Raw genomic sequence first — 18,584 nt, forward strand, 5'->3', positions numbered from 1 at the left:
AGGCTCCCAAAAGACTATTGGGTTGATAGGCCGGAGATGTAAGCCAGGTAACTGGTTCAGTCGACCGGTACTAATAGGCCGAGGGCTTAACCACCTTAAACTTTTTGCTCAACGCGTCCACTGTGTGATTCACAGCAAACGAACAACCACCCCCAAACACGTGTGTGTGGGGTTGCTGGTTTGTTCCGCTGATGGTTGTTTCGGTGGTCATAGCGGAGGGGAAACGCCCGGTCTCATTCCGAACCCGGAAGCTAAGCCCTCCAGCGCCGATGGTACTGCACTCGGGAGGGTGTGGGAGAGTAGGACGCCGCCGGACTCAACGTGAAACAGTAGGCCCACCCTTCGGGGTGGGCCTACTGTCATTTCTGGGGTCAAATAAAGGCCGGCCCGGATAAGGGCCGGCGATTCAGCGCTTCTGAACGGTCGAGCGGATCTCGCGGAAAAGCGTGGCCGCTTCCGATTCCGTACGGCTGGGGAACATCGCCATGGCCAGGCTGCCGTGGTCGGCCCAGCCGCAGACAGTCAGATCACCGTCGTCGGTCTTGGTGGAACCGCACCTCATGGTGCCGCCCAGCGGGCCGGCGTCGACGTCGTGCAGGCCGGTCACGGCACCCTCGGCGTCGGAGATCAAGCCGAACGCCGTCTCCAAGTCGTTCGACGGGGTCCAGAACAGGCCGGTGCCGCCCAGGAACAGCACATTCTTCCTTGCGGTGTCCTGGTAGACCGCACCCACCGACTTGTCGAGCTCCACGTCGGCCGAAAGCGCTGTCGACAGGTACTCGGCCGTCTCCTTGCCGGAAGGGCTCTCGTCCAGGCGAAGGTCGCCGATCTGGGCCGGCGCGGAGAGGGTGGCGTCCTTCTCCGTGTAGATCTGCCAACCCGTACGGCCGAAAGCAACCGCACCCGCCAGGCCCACAGCAAGCACCGCCCCGAGGGCGATGCGGCGCACCGTGAAACGGCGGCGCGGCTCCGAAGCGGCGGAAGCGGCGGAAGTGGCGGAAGTGGCGGAAGCGGCGGAAGCGGCCGAAGAGGCGGAAGAAGAGGTGGCGGGAGAAGAAGCCGGAGGAGAGGCGGGGTCGACGGTGCCGATGTCGATCGAGGGGGATTCGGCGGGGCCGGATTCGGACATTCGGCGAGCGTAGCAATCCCGGTCATCAGTGGGTGGTGCGAATTCGGCGTTGTCCTGCGACATCCGTAGACTTGTCGGGTGACCGATGCGACCGAGACCCGCACCCCCGACAGCCGGCCCACTGGTGGCCTCTCAGCCCAGTACCAGCCGGGCGAGGTAGAGCAGCGGCGGTACGAGAAGTGGGTATCGGAGGGCTACTTCACCGCGGACCCCAAGAGCGACAAGCCGCCGTTCTCCATCGTCATCCCGCCGCCCAACGTGACCGGCTCCCTGCATGTCGGGCACGCGCTCGACCACACCATCCAGGACACGCTCGCCCGCCTCAAGCGCATGCGGGGGTACGAGGTTCTGTGGCTGCCCGGCATGGACCACGCCGGCATCGCCACGCAGAACGTCGTCGAGCGGCAGCTCGCCTCGCAGCAGCTGTCGCGGCACGACCTGGGCCGCGAGAAGTTCGTGGAGAAGGTCTGGGAGTGGAAGGCGAAGTCCGGCGGGGCGATCCTCGGCCAGATGCGCCGGCTCGGCGACTCCGTCGACTGGTCGCGTGAGCGGTTCACCATGGACGAGGGCCTGTCGCGGGCCGTGCAGACCATCTTCAAGCGGCTGTACGAGGACGGGCTGATCTACCGGGCCAACCGGATCATCAACTGGTGTCCGCGCTGCCTCACCGCGCTCAGTGACATCGAGGTCGAGCACACCGACGACGAGGGCGAGCTCGTCTCGATCCGGTACGGCGAGGGCGAGAACGCGATCGTCGTCGCCACCACCCGGGCCGAGACCATGCTCGGTGACACCGCTGTGGCCGTGCACCCCGACGACGAGCGCTACAAGCACCTGATCGGCACCGAGGTCGAGCTGCCGCTCACCGGCCGGCGTATCCCGATCGTGGCCGACGAGCACGTCGACCCCGCGTTCGGCACCGGCGCGGTCAAGGTGACGCCGGCCCACGACCCGAACGACTTCGAGATCGGCCAGCGGCACAACCTGCCCAGCATCACCATGATGGACGAGCGCGCGGTCGTCACCGTGCACGGCCCGTTCGAGGGGCTCGACCGTTACGAGGCCCGGCCCGCCATCGTCGCCGCGCTGCGCGAAGAGGGCCGGATCGTCGCCGAGAAGCGGCCCTACATCCACTCGGTCGGCCACTGCTCGCGCTGCAAGACCACCGTCGAGCCGCGGCTGTCGCTGCAGTGGTTCGTCAACACCGGCCCGCTGGCCAAGGCGGCCGGCGACGCCGTGCGCGACGGCCGGGTCACCATCGAGCCGGCCGAGCTGTCCAAGCGGTACTTCGCCTGGGTCGACAACATGCACGACTGGTGCATCTCGCGCCAGCTGTGGTGGGGTCACCGCATCCCGGTCTGGTACGGGCCGGACGGCGAGGTCGTCTGTGTCGGCCCCGACGACGAGGCGCCCACCGGCGAAGGCTGGAAGCAGGACGAGGACGTGCTCGACACGTGGTTCTCGTCGGCGCTGTGGCCGTTCTCGACCATGGGCTGGCCCGAGCAGACGGCCGAGCTCGAGAAGTTCTACCCGACCAGCGTCCTGGTCACCGGCTACGACATCCTCTTCTTCTGGGTCGCCCGGATGATGATGTTCGGCCTGTACGCGATGGACGGCAAGCAGCCGTTCGACGTGGTGAACCTGCACGGCATGGTTCGCGACGGTCACGGCAAGAAGATGTCGAAGTCGTTCGGCAACGTGGTCGACCCCCTCGACTGGATCGAGCGGTACGGCGCCGACGCCACCCGTTTCACGCTGGCCCGCGGCGCCAACCCCGGCTCCGACGTGCCGATCAGCGAGGAGTGGTGCCAGGGCTCCCGCAACTTCTGCAACAAGCTGTGGAACGCGACCCGCTTCGCGCTGATGAACGGGGCCACGGTCGAGGGGCCGCTGCCGGCGCCGTCCGAGCTGTCGGCCATCGACAAGTGGATCCTGTCGCGTCTGCAGCATGTGATCGGCGAGGTCGACCAGTACTTCGAGGCGTACGAGTACGCGAAGATCTGCGACACCCTGTACCACTTCGCGTGGGACGACGTCTGCGACTGGTACCTGGAGCTTTCGAAGCCGGTCCTCGCCGAGGGCGGCGAGACGACCAAGCGGGTGCTCGGTCACGTGCTCGACCAGCTGCTGCGCCTGCTGCACCCGGTCATCCCGTTCGTCACCGAGGAGCTGTGGACCGCGCTCACCGGCGGTGAGACGGTCACCCGGGCCGCGTGGCCGGTGGCCGATCGGGCGCTGATCGACGACGCCGCCGAGGAGGAGCTGGCCGCCCTGCAGAAGGTGGTCACCGAGGTCCGGCGGTTCCGTTCCGACCAGGGGCTCAAGCCGAGCCAGCGGGTCAGCGCGGCCCTCACCGGCCTGGGCAACGCCGGCATCGACACGCACGAGGCGCTGATCCGCTCGCTGGCCCGGCTCGACCGGCCGGCGGCCGACTTCACGGCGACGGCGACGCTCGCGGTGTCCGGCGCGATCACGGTCGACCTGGACACCCGGGGCGCGATCGACGTGGCGGCCGAGCGGGCCCGGCTCGAGAAGGACCGCGCGGCCGCCGAGAAGGAGGCGGCGCAGTGCCGGGCCAAGCTCGGCAACGAGTCGTTCGTCGGCAAGGCGCCGGAGCAGGTCGTCGCGAAGATCAAAGACCGCTTGAGCACGGCTGAGGCCGACCTCACGCGAATTGCGGCCGCCCTCTCAGCGTTGCCTACAGCATGAGCACCTACGAAGAGGTCGAGGCCGCGCTGAACGGGCGCGGCTTCACCCGCATGGCGTTCGACATGCAGAAGATCCGGGACCTGATGGACGTGCTGGGCAGCCCCCAGCGCGCCTACCCGGCGATCCACCTGACCGGCACCAACGGCAAGACCAGCACGGCCCGCATGATCGACGCGGTGCTGCGGGCGCACGGCCTGCACACCGGCCGGTACACGAGCCCGCACCTGGAGACGGTCCGCGAGCGGATCAGCCTCGACGGGGAGCCGATCTCCGAGGAGCGCCTGGCCGCGACGTACGACGAAATCAGCCCTTTGTCCGATCTCATCGACGCGCGGAACGCGGAGCCGCTGACCTACTTCGACATCACCACCGCCATGGCCTACGCCGCGTTCGCGGACGCGCCGGTCGACATCGCGGTCGTCGAAGTGGGGCTCGGCGGCGAGGAGGACGCGACCAACGTCATCGACGCCGGCATCTGCGTGCTGACCCCGATCGGGCTCGACCACACCGAGTGGCTGGGCGACACCATCGAGGACATCGCCTGGGCCAAGGCCGGCATCATCCACAAGGGCGCGACCGTGATCACGGCGTTGCAGACCGAGGAGGCCATGCGGCCCATCCTCGAGCGCACGGCCGAGATGGGCGCGACCCTGGCCCGCGAGGGGCGCGAGTTCGGCGTGGTCGAGCGCACCCAGGCGGTCGGCGGTCAACTGCTCACCCTGCAAGGGCTGGGCGGGGTGTACGACGAGATCTTCCTGCCCCTGTTCGGCGCCCACCAGGCGCAGAACGCGGCGCTGGCGCTGGCCGCCGTCGAGGCGTTCCTCGGCGCCGGCAAGGGCAAGCAGCTCGAGGTCGAGCTCGTCCGTGAGGGTTTCGCCTCGGTCGACTCGCCGGGCCGGCTGGAGCGGGTGCGCAGCGCGCCGGCGATCCTGCTCGACGGCGCCCACAACCCGCACGGCATGGCGGCGACGGTGACCGCGCTGGAGGAGGAGTTCGCCTTCCGGCACCTGGTCGCGGTGGTCGCGGTCTTCGCCGACAAGGATGTCTCCGGCCTGCTCGACCTGATCGAGCCGGTGGCGGCGCGGATCGTGGTGACGCAGAACAGCTCGCCGCGCTCGATGCCGGTCGACGAGCTGGCGCAGATCGCGTCGGACATCTTCGGCGAGGACAGGGTCACCGTGGCGCAGAACATGCCGGACGCGATCGAGGAGGCCGTGGTGCTGGCCGAGGAGGACACGTCGGGCGAGCTGAGCGGCGTCGGGGTGCTGGTGACAGGCTCGGTGGTCACCGTCGCGGACGCCCGGAAGCTGCTGAAGCGATGACGTCCCCTTCGCCGTCGCCCGAGCAGACCCCACGGTCGGGGCTCAAAAACCCTCAGGCGGCCGTACGGGGTATGGGCGCCGGCACGCTCGTCATGGAAGCCATCATCCTGTTGCTGGCGATCCAGCCGATCCGCATCATGGGCGGCGATCTGAGCGGCTGGGGCATCGCCTCGGTGATCGGCCTGGCCGTGCTGGCCATCGCGCTGTCCGGGATGATGAAACGCTCGTGGGCCTGGCCGGCCGGCCTCGTCCTGCAGGTCCTGCTCCTGGCCAGCGGGTTCTTCCACTACTCGCTGGCGGTCCTCGGCCTGATCTTCGGCGCGGCCTGGTTGTACGCCCTGAGCGTCCGCCGCACGATCCTGGGCCGGCCCGGTCTGCTCTGACCGGGCCGGTCAGGGCCGTCAGCGGATGGCCCGCCACTGGGTGATGGCGATGTTGTGGTCGTCCGGATCCCGGAAGGAAGCCGACCAGAGCTCGAGCCGGTCCCCCCGGTTGACCGGCCGGGGGGCGTGCACGAACTCGACACCCTTGGCCCGCAACTCCTCGTAGACGGCCTCCACATCGCCGACCTCAAGATTGAGGTAGATGAGCCGCCCGGCCTCAGCCGCCAGCCCATGCACGGCCCGCAGCACCAGCCGGGTGTCCCCGGAGGCGAGCACGGCGCTGCCCTCGCCATGGTCGATCTCGTAGAACCCGAGCGTGTCCCGGTAGAACCCGATCGACCGCACCAGATCGGTGACCAGCACGGTGATCCCCACCCCGTGAATGGCTCCGGCGGGCCCCGGCCGAGCACTCGGATAGGCCGTGATGACATCGGCCGCACCCTCATCAGGCTCGCGGGTACCGCCAAGCCCGGCCCACGGACTCCGGCCCGCCCCACCCACCGAGCCGGCCGCCACGCCACCCACCGACCCGGCCGCCGCCGCAGCAGCCGCCTCGGCCAGAGCCGCAGCCGCCGGACTAGGCGCATGGGGCCGCGGCGCCGTCTCCCCAACGCCCTCACCGGCCGCAGCTTGAGTGCGGGCGGGAGCCTGCTCGTCGGTGTCGGCGAAGTGGGGTGCCGGGGCCGAAGTGGGGGCGGGGGACTGCTCGGCCGCGGCCGACACCGGAACGGCGGCGACACCCGAGGCGTGCTGGTGGGGTGCCGGGTTGCCCTCCGCCTCTGCGCTGTCCGGGGCCTGGGTGCGCGCGGCGGGCTGCTCCGCGGCGGCTGGCACGGGAACAGCGGCGCCACTCGAAGGCCGAGGCCGCGACCACGGGCTCGTCTCGGCGACCGGCATCTCGCCGGCGGCCGCCGCCGCGGGCGCCGGCGGACGAGCAGCCGGCTGCGGAGAAACGCCGACCGAACCCACGGCCGCAGCCGCAGTGGCCGGCCCGGCCCCTGCGGCGGACGTCGCGGTGGGGCGCCCAGCCTCTGCGGCGGACGTCGCGGTGGCGTGCCCGGCCCGTGCGGCGGTGGGCGTGGTGGCCGGCCCATCCTCAGCGGCGGACCTCGCGGTGGTGGGCGTGGATTCTGCGGCGGACGCGGCCCCTGCGGCGGTGGGCGTGGTGGCGGGTCCGGACTCTATGGCGGACTGAGCGGTGGTGGACCGGTAGGCGGCGGGTGACTCGGGCGGCGCGGCGGCTGGCGACGGCCTGACGGTGCGCGGCTCGGCGGCGGAAGGCTCGTCTGCCGAGGGCGCAGCGGCGGAAGGCTCGTCTGCCGAGGGCGCAGCGGCGGAAGGCTCGTCTGCCGAGGGCGCAGCGGCGGGAGGCTCGTCTTCGGGGCGGGCGGCGCGGTCCTGGTCGTGTTTGCCGGTCTTCTTCACGGCGGCCACGGCGGCTGCGGCCACGGCGCTGACGGCGGTGGCCAGGAAGCCGGGTTTCGGTCCGGACTGGGGAGGGGCCTCCGAAGGCTGGGCGGCGTCGGTCACCGGGACCGCGGCGACGTGAGCGGCGTCCGGCTTCGGGGACTGCGCCGGTTCCTGCCTCCATGGGACCGCGGCGACGTCCTCGTCCGGCGGGGTGCGATCGCCTGCCCCAAGGGAAGAGGTCGTGTCGCTGGCGGCGGAAGGCGCCGTGTCCGCGTGGGCCGGGGCCTCGGCGGTGCCGGAAGGCGACCTGCCCGGGGAGGGCGGGGTCTCAGCTGCGGGGCGCGAGGTGGCGTCGGCGGGCGAGGCCCCGGAGGAGGAGGGTGCGGTACCGGCGGGGGAAACAGAGGTGGCGTCGTGGGCCGCGTTGGAGACGAAGCGGGTTGAGGAGTGGAACGGAGCGGGGGCGGGCTCGGAGGGGGCGGGGTCGTCGGGGATCGTCTCGGCCGGTGGGGCGATCAAGTCGTCCTGGAGGGCGGAGGCGGCCCGTGGGGTCGTTTCCGGGGCCGGCTCGGGGTTGCTGTCCAGGGGGAGGTCGATCTCGTCATCGATGAAAGCGGGGGGCGGGGTCGACGGGGGTGGCGCCGTGGGGGGCGGTGTCGACGGCGGGGGCGCGGTCGGGAAGGAGCTCACTGGCGCGGGCGTGGCCGGGGTCGACGTGGCTACCGGTTCCGGGCGGTGGGGCTGTGCGGCCGGCTCGTCGAGCGGGATGTCCGTGGGGATCTCGTCGTCGGGGTGTGGCTCGCGCTGGCTCGGGGTGCTGCGGGTGGGTGCTTCCGCGGGGTCGACCGTGGCCGTGGCGCTGCGGTGGGGGTGTGGGCTGGGGCGGCGGGTTCCCGGTGTCGAGGCCGCGCCGGCGGCGGCTCCCGCGGCGGCGGCGCCGGCTGTCGCGGCCACCGTGGGGGTGTCCGGCTCGGCTTTCTGGGCTCGGCGGGGCAGGGTGGGCGGGGTGTCGTCGTGGTCGACGAACTCGCCCTCGACGACCGGGCCGGCGGGGGTGTCGCGGACGACCACCTGGGTGTCGTCCAAGGCCGGTGGGGGCGGTGAGGCCGACGGGGGTGGCGGGGGCGGCGGCTCGTCGGGGCCCCGGCCCCACTGGCGGTCGCGGGTCTTCCACGGCGGGGGCTCGAAGTCGTCCAGCAGGGCCGCGTCGTCGTCCTGGGCCTCGAAGTCGTCGTAGTCGGGCATGGCCGGCGGGGGTGGGTCCTCACCGCGGGCGCCCGGTACCGCCTCGTTCCAGTTGATGCGGACACGGCGCATGTCGTCGACGTCGACCGTGACCGGCAGGGTGTCGCCCGGCGCCGGCCACTTGACGACCGGGATCTTCGACTCGTTGATCTCCACCTCGGAGGTGGGCAGGCCGGGGGCGACCACGACCGCCAGGATGCGGGCCCGGCCGTACGCCGCGGCCGACGTGGGCGGCGGGGTGATCGAGCGGACCTCGGCCGTGCCGGTGACCCAGGCGCGGGCGCCGCGGCGCACCACGTTGACGGAGCCGAGCGCGATTGCCAGCACCAGCAGGACGACGCCGAATATGACCACGCCCATGCTCGGCATGCCGAGTCCCAGCGCCACCACGAAGACCGCGATCGTGCCCGCTACCGCCGCCACCAGCTTCCGTGCCGGTGCGATCGGACGGCCGGTCTGGTTTGCCAATGTGGACCTCCCGCTCGTTACCGTCAGGTTATTGCCCGGCGCTACCGGAGCGAAAGTACGGCAGGTCCGGCGTCTGCTCTCGCCGGATTCCCGGTACCGATAGGCTGAACCTCCCGCGTGTCGCCAAAAGGAGAAACACCGTGTCCAGCAACACCGAGCGTTCGCTCGTGCTCATCAAGCCTGACGCCGTGCGTCGCGGACTGCTCGGCGAGGTGCTCTCCCGGTTCGAGCGCAAGGGCCTGACCGTCGAGGCGCTGGAGCTGCGCACCATGGACGCGGCGCTGGCCGACCAGCACTACGCCGACCACGTGGAGAAGGCGTTCTACCCGCCGCTCAAGGAGTTCATGACCTCGGGCCCGCTGGCCGCGCTGATCCTCAGCGGCGACGAGGTCATCGAGGTGGTCCGGTCCATGATCGGCGCGACCGACGGCCGCAAGGCGGCCGCCGGCACGATCCGTGGTGACTTCTCCCTGTCCAACCGGGAGAACCTGGTGCACGCCTCCGACTCGCCGGAGAGCGCGAAGCGCGAGATCGACCTCTGGTTCCCCAGCCGCTAGAGCGTGTCGAGGCTGGCGCGGCGACGCGACTCGGTCTCGAAGATCTTCAGCAGGATGACGGCCGCGGCCGCGTAGACGGCGCCGACCAGCAGTTCCCGGCCCAGCGCGGGCGCGGCCGCCGTGAGTCCTTCCCCGGCCGCCAGCGTGCGGGCCGCGTCGGCCGCGTGGGTGATCGGCAGCCACTGACCGACCGTCACCATCCAGCCGGGCAGGTCCGCGGCGGGCACGTTCACGCCGGTGAGCAGCAGCAACAGCGCCACCGCGACGTTCGAGATCACCCACACGTCGCGGAACCGCAGGCCCAGCGCGCCCAGCGTGAGCCCGAAGAATCCGCAGGCCAGCGACCCCACCGCCATGGCCAGCAGCAGCCCCGGCAGCGCGGACAGGGGAATCCGCAGCCCGAGCAGCAGCGCTCCCACCGTCAGGGTCACCACGGCGATGAGAAGACCGTTTCCCGCGTACGGAAGAACCCGCCCCCAGAAGATGAGTGTCCGGCTGCGCGGCGAGAGCAGCACGTGCCCGAGCGTGCCGTAGCGCCGCTCGTTCGCCACCGCCATCGTGCCCCCGAAGACGCAGGCCAGCGACGCCGTCAGCACCGCGTTGCCGACGATGTAGAACCGGTCGTCGGCCACCTGCAGCTGCCGGCCCAGGTAGGCGAAGAAGAGCAGCTGGAACAGTGGCCCGACCAGCAGCGTGCCGACGAACATCCCCGGCGTGGTCCAGTTGAACAGGGCGCGGTACGCGATCGTCCCGCCCACGGCCATCAGTCTGATCGTCTTCATGCCAGCGCCAGGGTTGCGGCCGCACGAGCGCGGCGTTCGACGTGTCCCATCACGAAGAACCCGGCCAGCGCGCAGATCAGGCTGATGCCGAGGCAGAGCGCGACCGACGGCCACACCGGCCCGCCGCCGGTGGCCTCGCGCAGCGCCCGGGCACCCCACGTGGTCGGCAGGATCGCCGCCACCGGGACGGTCCAGGCCGGCAGCACGGTGATCGGCACGAGCATGCCGGAGACCAGCCAGATCGGGTATTCGAGCGTGTTCGCGAGCGCGTTGGCGTTGCGCATGAGCACGAACGTCGCGGCCAGCAGCAGGCCGAACATGCCGAGCCCGATCACGCACACCACAGCGGCCACCACGAAGGCGACCGGATGGGCGAAGTCGAGTCGGATCCCGTACAGCAATCGGCCCCAAGCGAGAGTGGCCAGCAGAGCGTAGGTCCCGGTGAGGCCGGTGGCGATGGTGATCGGCAGGATCACCAGGGCCGGCCGGCGCGGCGTCATCATGATCATTTCCAGGGTGCCCTGCCAGCGCTGGTTCTGGATGGCGCCACCGGAGCCGAACAGGACCGAGGACCAGACGCCCATCACGCCGGCGCCGACCGCGGCCTCGAGCAGACGATGCTGTTCGCCGCCGGACCGGAACAGGTAGACCGCGAGCGTGGCCTGGACGACCGGCACGACCAGGGCGATGGCCACTTCGAAGGGCGACCGGCTGATCTGCTTGGCGTGCAGCAGCGTCCCGACCGCCAGCAGTCGTAGTGTCCTCATGCCGCGCTCACGATCGCCACGTACGCGTCCTCGAGGGTGGGCTCGCGGCTGTTCACGCGGCCGAGACGGATGCCGGCCAGCTCGCGCAGCACGTCGCCCTGGACGTCCACGTGGGCGTCCGAGTGCACGGTCAGCAACTGCAAGGAGCCTTTCACTTCAACCGCGGTTTCCCGTACGCCGGGCAGGCCGCGCAGGGAGTCGACGGCGGCCTCCGGCACCCCGTACGCCTCGACCTCCACCACCCGGAAACCGTCCGCGTGCTTCCGTAGCTCGGCCGGGGTGCCCAGGGCCTGGATCCGCCCGTCCGAGATGACCGCGATCCGGTCGCAGAGCTCGTCCGCCTCGGCCATGTAGTGGGTGGTCAGCAGCACAGTCGTGCCCGTCGCGGCCAGGTCGCCGACCGTGCGGCGCAGCTCCCGCGCGGCCACCGGGTCGACGCCGATCGACGGCTCGTCCAGGAAGAGCACGTCGGGGGAGTGCAGCAGGCCACGGGCGATGTGCAGCCGCTGGCGCATGCCGCGCGAGTAGCCCTCCACCCGCTCGCGTTCCCGCCCGGCCAGGCCGACCAGGTCGAGCAGTTCGGCGATGCGGCGCTTCTGCTCGCGCGGCTCCACCCCGTACAGCTCGGCGAAGTACCGCAGGTTGTCCAGGGCGGACAGCCGGTCGTAGAGACCACGGTCGCCGCCGAAGACGTAACCGATGCGCCGGCGTACCTGTTTGGTCTGCGTGACCACGTCGAACCCGCCCACCCGGGCCGTGCCCGAGGTCGGGATGAGCAGGGTGTTGAGCATCTTGATGGTGGTGGTCTTGCCGGCGCCGTTCGGCCCGAGCAGGCCGAACAGCTCGCCGCGGCCGACCGTGAAGGTCACCCCGCGGACCGCCTCGAGCTCCGTGCGCTGCGGCTTGAGCCAGCCCGTACGCGCCCGGTAGGTCCGGCGTAAGTCATCCGCCTCGATGGCGTAGTCGCTCCCCATGGCCCCGACCGTAGGGAAGCCGGGGCCTCTCAGGAAACGAATTCGGTCCGGGCCGAATCCCCGAGGAGATTGACCAGCGCCACTCCAGCCGGTTCAAGTCCGTAGAGCACCCGGCGGCCGGCGCGGCGCCGGTGCACGACCCCGGCCGCCTGCAGGCCGGAGAGGTGTTCGGAGACCGTGCTCGGGGCCAGGCCCAGCGCGGTGGCCAGGCCGGTCGTGGTGGCCGGGACGGTCAGCGCGCGCAGGATCGAGGCCCGGCCCCGGCCGAGCAGCACGGCCAGCCGGTCGTCCGGGCGATCGACGGGCTGGGGCGGGCCGTCGGCGAGGACCGCGGCGCCGCGCGACTGGTAGGTGACCATGACGATTTCGGGGTGGTCGCCCGAGCAGAGCAGCGCGCCCCGCGAGAAGATCAGCGGAACCAGCAGCAGCCGCTGGTTGACCGCCTCCATCTGCTGGTCGAGCGGCTTGATCAGGCTGAGCACCGGCCGTTCCCAGCGGATCCGCTCGTGCAGCCGGGAGAGCAGCGCGTCCGGCCCGTCGGCGGCCAGCGCCCGGGCCCGCAGCAGCACTTCCTCGTCGAGCGCGGCCCGCATGGCCGGCCAGTACGGCGCGATCGCCGCGTCCCAGTAGGCCTGCATGCCGTCGGCCAGCCGGGCCAGCGCGGCCCGCCGGTCGTCGCGGAACGGCCGCATCAGATTGGGCAGATCCCCGTCCGGGAAGTGCTTGGCCAGCTGGAAGTCGATCACGTCGTCCGGGGTGTTCCGGAGCTCGTCGAGCTGCTCCTCGATCGTCGGCAGCGGCGACGTGGGCAGCGGCGCCAGGAAGTCGGGCGACACCGATGGCAGCCGCATGTGCAGCGTGGCCGGGAGGGTGGCCGGGTCGGTCCGCAGGACCTCCCGCGCCCGCCGGGCCCAGCCGTCGTACGGCCACGGGGCCGACGGGTGGCGCTCGAGCAGGTAGAGGCTGACCACGGCCTCGGTCAGCGGGCTGATCGCGATCCGGGTCCGCGCCAGGGTCGGTTCATCGATCTCGATGCGGATCACGCCCCCGATTTTAGGAGACGGCCACCCACGGGTCATGTCCGATCGATAGGCATCGTAGTCATGACGAGTCTGTCCCGACGGAATCTCCTGCGCGCCGGCGTCGCCGGTGGTGTGGCCGGGGTTCTGTTCGAAGCGCCCGCGTTCTCCTCGGCCGGCACCCGCCCGGTCCTCACCCACGGTGTGCAGAGTGGCGACGCCACCGCCGATTCGGCAGTCGTCTGGAGCCGCGCCGACCGGCCCGGGCGGCTCTGGGTCCAGGTCAGCCGCCGTCCCGACTTCCGCGGCTCCCGGGTGGTCCGGGGCCCGGTCCTCACCCCGGCCACCGGCCTGACCGGCAAGCTGAAGCTGGGCCACCTGCCGGCCGGGAGCCGGCTGCACTACCGGGTGCGGGCCGAGAGCCTGGACCGGCCAGGGTTGTTCAGCGCTCCGCTGACCGGCTCGTTCACGACCGCGCCGGTGCGCCGGGAGAACATCCGCTTCGTGGACCGGTGATGTGGTCGGGCAGGGGTGGGGCATCGACCCGGCGTACGGCGGACTGAAGATCTTCGCATCGATGCGGCGCCGCCGGCCGGACTTCTTCCTGCACAGCGGGGACACGGTGTACGCCGACGGGCCGCTGGCCGAGTCGGTGACGCTGCCCGACGGCCGGGTCTGGCGCAACGTGGTGACCGAGCAGAAGCTCAAGGTCGCCGAGACCCTGGACGAGTACCGCGGCCAGTACGCGTACAACCTGCTCGACCCGGCCTACCGGGCGTTCGCGGCCGAGGTGCCGCAGCTCAACCAGTGGGACGACCACGAGGTCACCAACAACTGGTATCCGGGGGAGATCCTGGACGACGCCCGGTACACCGAGAAGCGGGTGGACGTGCTGGCCGGGCGCGCCCACCAGGCGTACCACGAATGGGTTCCGACGCCGTTGGGCGAGGGACCGGTCTATCGCAAGATCTCGTACGGGCCGCTGCTCGACATCTTCGTGCTCGACATGCGGACGTACAAGGACGTCAACGACGGCAACACGTACGCGGACCCGAAGCGTGGCCTGCTCGGCCCGAAGCAGCGCGAGTGGCTGATCCGCGGCCTGCGCGAGTCGCGGGCGACCTGGAAGGTCATCGCCAACGACCTGCCGCTCGGCCTGGTCGTGCCGGACGGCGCCGCTGCTCAGGAGGGTGTCGCCCAGGGCGACCCGGGCGCGCCACTGGGGCGCGAGCTCGAGTTCGCGCAGGTGCTGCGGGACGCCCACCGGCACCGGGTGACCGGCATCGTCTTCCTGACCGCCGACGTGCACTACACCGCGGCCCACCACTACGACCCGGCCCGGGCGGCGGTCCAGGACTTCACGCCGTTCTGGGAGTTCGTCTCCGGCCCGGCCCACGCGGGCGCGTTCGGGCCGAACGCCCTCGACGGCACCTTCGGGCCCAAGGCCGTCTTCGTCAACGCGCCGCCGGTGGCCAACACGTCGCCGGCCTCCGGGTTCCAGCACTTCGGCGAGGTGGAGATCGACGCGCGGACCGGGGCCTTCACGGTCCACCTCAGGGATCGGGACGGGAAGTCGCTTTGGTCCACCACCCTGTAGACGGCCTTTAGTCGTTTCAAGGGCGGCGGCGGGGTGGTTGGACGGGGTAATGCGGTAGTGGGCGCCCGGTGATGGCCGGTATCGTTGTCTCGCACACAGGCGACGATCCGGCCATCACCGGGGAGCCTCCGGAAGAACGGGCCCCAGGGCCTCATTAGAACCGGGCACGAATGAGCGGGCGGGTCGTCATGATCCGTCAAGCGAGGTGGTACCGCGGGCGTGAATCGCTCGTCCTCGCAGTCTGATCACGACTGTTGGAGGACCACCGATGGCCTATCCCCAGCACACCGACGCCGTGGGCGTCCCGGCGAGCCCGGATCTGCCCGCGGTCGAGCGCGCGGTCCTGTCGCACTGGGAGGCCGACAAGACCTTCGAGGCCTCCGTCGACCAGCGGCCGGCCGGCGAGAACGGCGCCAACGAGTACGTGTTCTACGACGGGCCGCCGTTCGCCAACGGCCTGCCGCACTACGGGCACCTGTTCACCGGTTACGTGAAGGACCTGGTGCCCCGGTATCAGGCCATGCGCGGCAAGCACGTCGAGCGACGGTTCGGCTGGGACACCCACGGGCTGCCGGCCGAGGTCGAGGCCGAGAAGCAGCTCGGCATCACCACCAAGGCGCAGATCGTCGAGCTCGGCATCGACAAGTTCAACGAGGCCTGCCGTACGTCGGTGCTGGCCTACACCAAGGACTGGGAGCGCTACGTCACCCGGCAGGCCCGGTGGGTGGACTTCGAGAACGACTACAAGACGCTCGACCCGGCCTACATGGAGTCGGTCATGTGGGCGTTCAAGACCCTGCACGACAAGGGCCTGGTGTACGAGGGTTTCCGCGTCCTGGCGTACTGCTTCCGGTGTGAGACCCCGCTGTCCAACACCGAGACCCGCATGGACGACGTCTACCGCGACCGCACCGACCCGGCGCTGACCGTGACGTTCCGCCTCGAGACCGGCGAGAAGATCGCGGTGTGGACCACCACCCCGTGGACGCTGCCGTCGAACCTGGCCCTCGCCGTCGGGCCCACGATCGAATACGCCGTGCTCGAGAAGGACGGCGAGAAGCTCATCCTCGGCGGGTCGCGCGTGGCCGCGTACGCCAAGGAGCTGGAGGGCTGGGAGCAGGTCGGCACCGTCCTGGGCAGCGAGCTGGCCGGGCGGCGGTACACGCCGCTGTTCGACTTCCTCGTGGAGGCCGGTGGGCCGAACGCGTTCCAGGTGCTCGCGGCCGACTACGTCACCGACGAGGACGGCACGGGCGTCGTCCACCAGGCGCCGGCCTTCGGTGAGGACGACCAGAACGTCTGCAACGCGGCCGGCATCCCGACCGTCGTGACCGTCGACGACCACACCCGGTTCACCTCGCTCGTGCCGGACTGGCAGGGCGTGCAGGTCTTCGAGGCCAACAAGCCGATCATCGCTCTCCTGAAAGAGCGGGGCGTCGTTCTGCGGCACGAGGGCTACACCCACTCGTACCCGCACTGCTGGCGGTGCGACACCCCGCTGGTCTACAAGGCGGTGTCGTCCTGGTTCGTCGCGGTCACCAAGTTCCGCGACCGCATGGTCGAGCTCAACCAGGAGATCACCTGGACGCCGGCGCACATCAAGGACGGCTCGTTCGGCAAGTGGCTGGCCAACGCCCGCGACTGGTCGATCTCCCGCAACCGGTTCTGGGGCTCGCCCATCCCGGCCTGGAAGTCGGACGACCCGCAGTACCCGCGCGTCGACGTCTACGGCTCCTACGAAGAGCTGGAGAGGGACTTCGGGGTCAAGGTCACCGACCTCCATCGGCCGTACGTCGACGAGCTGACCCGCCCGAACCCGGACGACCCGACCGGCAAGTCGGTCATGCGCCGCGTGCCCGAGGTGCTCGACTGCTGGTTCGAGTCCGGGTCGATGCCGTTCGCCCAGGTGCACTACCCGTTCGAGAACAAGGACTGGTTCGAGCACCACTACCCGGGCGACTTCATCGTCGAGTACATCGGCCAGACCCGCGGCTGGTTCTACACCATGCACGTGCTGGCCACGGCCCTGTTCGACCGGCCCGCGTTCCGCAACTGCCTCAGCCACGGCATCCTGCTCGGCGAGGACGGGCGCAAGATGTCCAAGTCGCTGCGGAACTACCCGGACGTCTACCGGGTCTTCGACTCGTACGGGTCGGACGCCATGCGCTGGATGCTCATGTCGTCGCCGGTGCTCCGGGGTGGCGACATGGCCGTCACCGAGGTGGCCATCCGCGACTCCGTCCGCCAGGTGCTGCTGCCGCTCTGGAACGTCTGGTACTTCTTCAGCCTCTACGCGAACGCGTCGGGCCACGAGGCCTCGTTCCGGACCGACTCCACCCACCTGCTGGACCGCTACATCCTGGCCAAGACCGGCGAGCTGGTCACCGACGTGCAGCGGCAGATGGACGAGTACGACATCTCAGGCGCGGCGGCGTCGGTCCGGTCGTACCTCGACGCGCTGACCAACTGGTACGTACGCCGTTCGCGGGACCGCTTCTGGCAGGGTGACCGGGACGCGTTCGACACCCTGGCCACCGTCCTCGAGACCGTATGCCGGGTGGTGGCCCCGCTGGCCCCGCTGACCGCCGAGGAGATCTGGCGCGGGCTCACGGGCGGCCGCTCGGTGCACCTGACCGACTGGCCGTCGGCGGCGGGCCTGCCGGCCGACCACGACCTCGTCGCCTCGATGGACGCGATCCGCGACGTGGCCTCGGCCGCGCTGTCGCTGCGCAAGGCCCGCGCTCTGCGGGTCCGGCTGCCGCTGGCCCGGCTCACGGTCGCGACCCCGCAGGCGCCGGCCCTGTCCGGCTTCGCCGACCTGCTCGCCGACGAGGTGAACGTGAAGGAGGTCGTCTTCACCGGCGACGTGACCGCGTACAGCCAAAAGGTCTTGACCGTCGTGCCCCGGGCCCTGGGGCCGCGCCTCGGCAAGCAGGTCCAACAGGTGATCAAGGCGGTCAAGGCCGGCGACTGGGAGCTGGTCGACGGCGCGCCGGTCGCCGCCGGGGTAACCCTCCAGGAGGGCGAGTACGAGCTCAAGCAGGTCGCCTCCGACGTCGAGAACTCGGCACCGCTGCCGGCGGGCGCGGGTGTCGTCGTGCTCGATACGGCGGTGACCCCCGCGCTCGCGGCCGAGGGGCTGGCCCGGGACGTGATCCGGGTCGTGCAGCAGGCCCGCCGGGACGCCGGCTTCGAGGTCTCCGACCGCATCACGCTCGTGGTCTCGGCCTCGGCGCCGGTGCGGGAGGCGGTCGAGGCGCACCGGGACTTCGTGGCGGGCGAGACCCTGGCCACCGGCCTGAGCTTCGGCCCGGTCGCTTCGGGTGGTTTCGCAGGTGAGGTCGGTGACGGCGAACAGGTGACGGTCGAGGTGTCCCGAGAGCACTAAGCTGTGAAACTAGCAACCGGACCCGGACATTTCCCACCTTCTACGGTGAATGTCCGGGTCCGTCGGCAAGATCGACAGGGACTTCCCTGGTGACGTCCGCTACCCTCACAGCCGCCCCCCACTGTTTTCGCACCACCCCGTTCCGGAGGAACCCCCGTTGCCGCTGCTCTATACGATCGGCAAATTCACCGTCGGCAATGCGCTCAAGTACGGCTGGCGACCGCGTGTCGAGGGACTCGAGCACGTCCCGAAAACGGGCGGCGTCATCTTCGCGAGCAACCACCTGTCGGTGGCCGACGAGCTGTTCCTCGGCGCGGTAGTGCCGCGGCACCTGTGCTTCTGGGCCAAGTCCGACTACTTCGACGGTACGGGCCTCAGCGGCTGGTTCACCCGCAACCTGCTGAACGGGCTGGGCGCGGTGCGGGTCGAGCGGGCCGGCGGGCGGGCCGCGCTGGCCGCCTTCGACGGCGCCATCCCGGTGCTCAAGGCCGGTGACCAGGTGGTGGTCTACCCGGAGGGCACCCGGTCACCCGACGGCAAGCTCTACCGGGGGCGTACGGGCGTGGCCCGGCTGGCGATCGGCGCCCAGGTGCCGATCATCCCGGTCGGCTGCCTCGGCACCGACAAGATCCAGCCGATCGGCCAGCCGTACCCGACACCGAGCCTGCGCGGCGGCGCGGTCACCCTGAAATTCGGCAAGCCGATCGACCCCACCGGCCGCTCCGACGACCGCACCACGCTGCGCGAACTCACCGACGAGGTGATGGCCGAGATCCAGAAGCTGACCGGCCAGGAGTACGTGCCGCGCTACGCGCCGAAAAAGGACTGACCCTC

General features: G+C 70.7%; 11 protein-coding genes, 2 rRNA genes and 2 pseudogenes. 9 read left to right on the forward strand and 6 right to left on the reverse strand.

Annotated features, from left to right (window positions below; genetic code table 11):
* Positions 1-94 (forward strand): 23S ribosomal RNA (locus AB0C26_RS24390); the annotation flags it as partial.
* Positions 95-199: 105 nt separating this feature from the next.
* Positions 200-316: ribosomal RNA gene (rrf, locus tag AB0C26_RS24395) — 5S ribosomal RNA — on the forward strand.
* A gap of 90 nt (positions 317-406) precedes the next feature.
* Here rrf and AB0C26_RS24400 read toward each other — a convergent pair.
* Complete coding sequence (locus AB0C26_RS24400; RefSeq protein ID WP_360251680.1) at positions 407-1,129, reverse strand: hypothetical protein; 723 nt, start codon at positions 1,127-1,129, stop codon at positions 407-409.
* Positions 1,130-1,207: 78 nt separating this feature from the next.
* Between AB0C26_RS24400 and AB0C26_RS24405 the strand changes: the two genes are divergently transcribed.
* The 3 genes from AB0C26_RS24405 to AB0C26_RS24415 are packed head-to-tail and all read left to right on the forward strand — an operon-like array spanning position 1,208 to position 5,543.
* Positions 1,208-3,838 carry a valine--tRNA ligase gene (locus AB0C26_RS24405; protein ID WP_360251683.1) on the forward strand — a complete coding sequence of 877 codons (2,631 nt, stop codon included), beginning with the start codon at positions 1,208-1,210 and terminating at the stop codon, positions 3,836-3,838.
* Positions 3,835-5,160, forward strand: coding sequence for a folylpolyglutamate synthase/dihydrofolate synthase family protein (locus AB0C26_RS24410; RefSeq protein WP_360251686.1), 1,326 nt, complete (start codon positions 3,835-3,837; stop codon positions 5,158-5,160). The genes AB0C26_RS24405 and AB0C26_RS24410 overlap by 4 nt, the downstream gene beginning before the upstream one ends.
* Positions 5,157-5,543 (forward strand): DUF4233 domain-containing protein, encoded by a 387-nt coding sequence (locus AB0C26_RS24415; protein WP_360251689.1) that lies wholly within the window; start codon positions 5,157-5,159, stop codon positions 5,541-5,543. The genes AB0C26_RS24410 and AB0C26_RS24415 overlap by 4 nt, the downstream gene beginning before the upstream one ends.
* An 18-nt stretch (positions 5,544-5,561) precedes the next feature.
* Here the strand turns inward: AB0C26_RS24415 and AB0C26_RS24420 are convergent.
* Positions 5,562-5,927, reverse strand: a pseudogene (locus AB0C26_RS24420) (VOC family protein); the annotation flags it as partial.
* 2,879 nt (positions 5,928-8,806) lie between these two features.
* Between AB0C26_RS24420 and ndk the strand changes: the two are divergent.
* Positions 8,807-9,223: a nucleoside-diphosphate kinase gene (gene ndk / locus AB0C26_RS24425; protein ID WP_360251692.1), complete on the forward strand. Its 417-nt coding sequence runs from the start codon at positions 8,807-8,809 to the stop codon at positions 9,221-9,223.
* Here ndk and AB0C26_RS24430 read toward each other — a convergent pair.
* From AB0C26_RS24430 to AB0C26_RS24445, 4 genes are read right to left on the reverse strand one after another with little or no spacing between them, the layout of a single operon-like run.
* A complete protein-coding gene (locus AB0C26_RS24430; protein WP_360251695.1) occupies positions 9,220-10,005 on the reverse strand; it encodes an ABC transporter permease in 786 nt (261 codons plus the stop codon). The two genes, ndk and AB0C26_RS24430, sit on opposite strands and share 4 nt — an antisense overlap.
* A complete protein-coding gene (locus AB0C26_RS24435) occupies positions 10,002-10,772 on the reverse strand; it encodes an ABC transporter permease (RefSeq protein ID WP_360251698.1) in 771 nt (256 codons plus the stop codon). Before AB0C26_RS24435 ends, AB0C26_RS24430 begins: the two co-directional genes overlap by 4 nt.
* On the reverse strand, positions 10,769-11,746 hold the full coding sequence (locus AB0C26_RS24440; RefSeq protein WP_360251701.1) for an ABC transporter ATP-binding protein: 978 nt from the start codon (positions 11,744-11,746) through the stop codon (positions 10,769-10,771). The genes AB0C26_RS24435 and AB0C26_RS24440 overlap by 4 nt, the downstream gene beginning before the upstream one ends.
* Positions 11,747-11,775: 29 nt before the next feature.
* Positions 11,776-12,789, reverse strand: coding sequence for a helix-turn-helix domain-containing protein (locus AB0C26_RS24445; RefSeq protein ID WP_360251704.1), 1,014 nt, complete (start codon positions 12,787-12,789; stop codon positions 11,776-11,778).
* A 60-nt stretch (positions 12,790-12,849) separates the two neighbouring features.
* Between AB0C26_RS24445 and AB0C26_RS24450 the strand changes: the two are divergent.
* From AB0C26_RS24450 to AB0C26_RS24460, 3 genes and pseudogenes are all read left to right on the forward strand, one after another.
* Positions 12,850-14,362: pseudogene (locus AB0C26_RS24450) on the forward strand (alkaline phosphatase D family protein).
* A gap of 268 nt (positions 14,363-14,630) precedes the next feature.
* A complete protein-coding gene (gene ileS, locus AB0C26_RS24455) occupies positions 14,631-17,750 on the forward strand; it encodes an isoleucine--tRNA ligase (RefSeq protein WP_360251707.1) in 3,120 nt (1,039 codons plus the stop codon).
* A gap of 157 nt (positions 17,751-17,907) precedes the next feature.
* Positions 17,908-18,579 (forward strand): lysophospholipid acyltransferase family protein, encoded by a 672-nt coding sequence (locus tag AB0C26_RS24460; protein WP_360251710.1) that lies wholly within the window; start codon positions 17,908-17,910, stop codon positions 18,577-18,579.
* Positions 18,580-18,584 lie beyond the last annotated feature (5 nt).

Source organism: Actinoplanes sp. NPDC048796, from assembly GCF_040650035.1.
Lineage (GTDB): Bacteria > Actinomycetota > Actinomycetes > Mycobacteriales > Micromonosporaceae > Actinoplanes.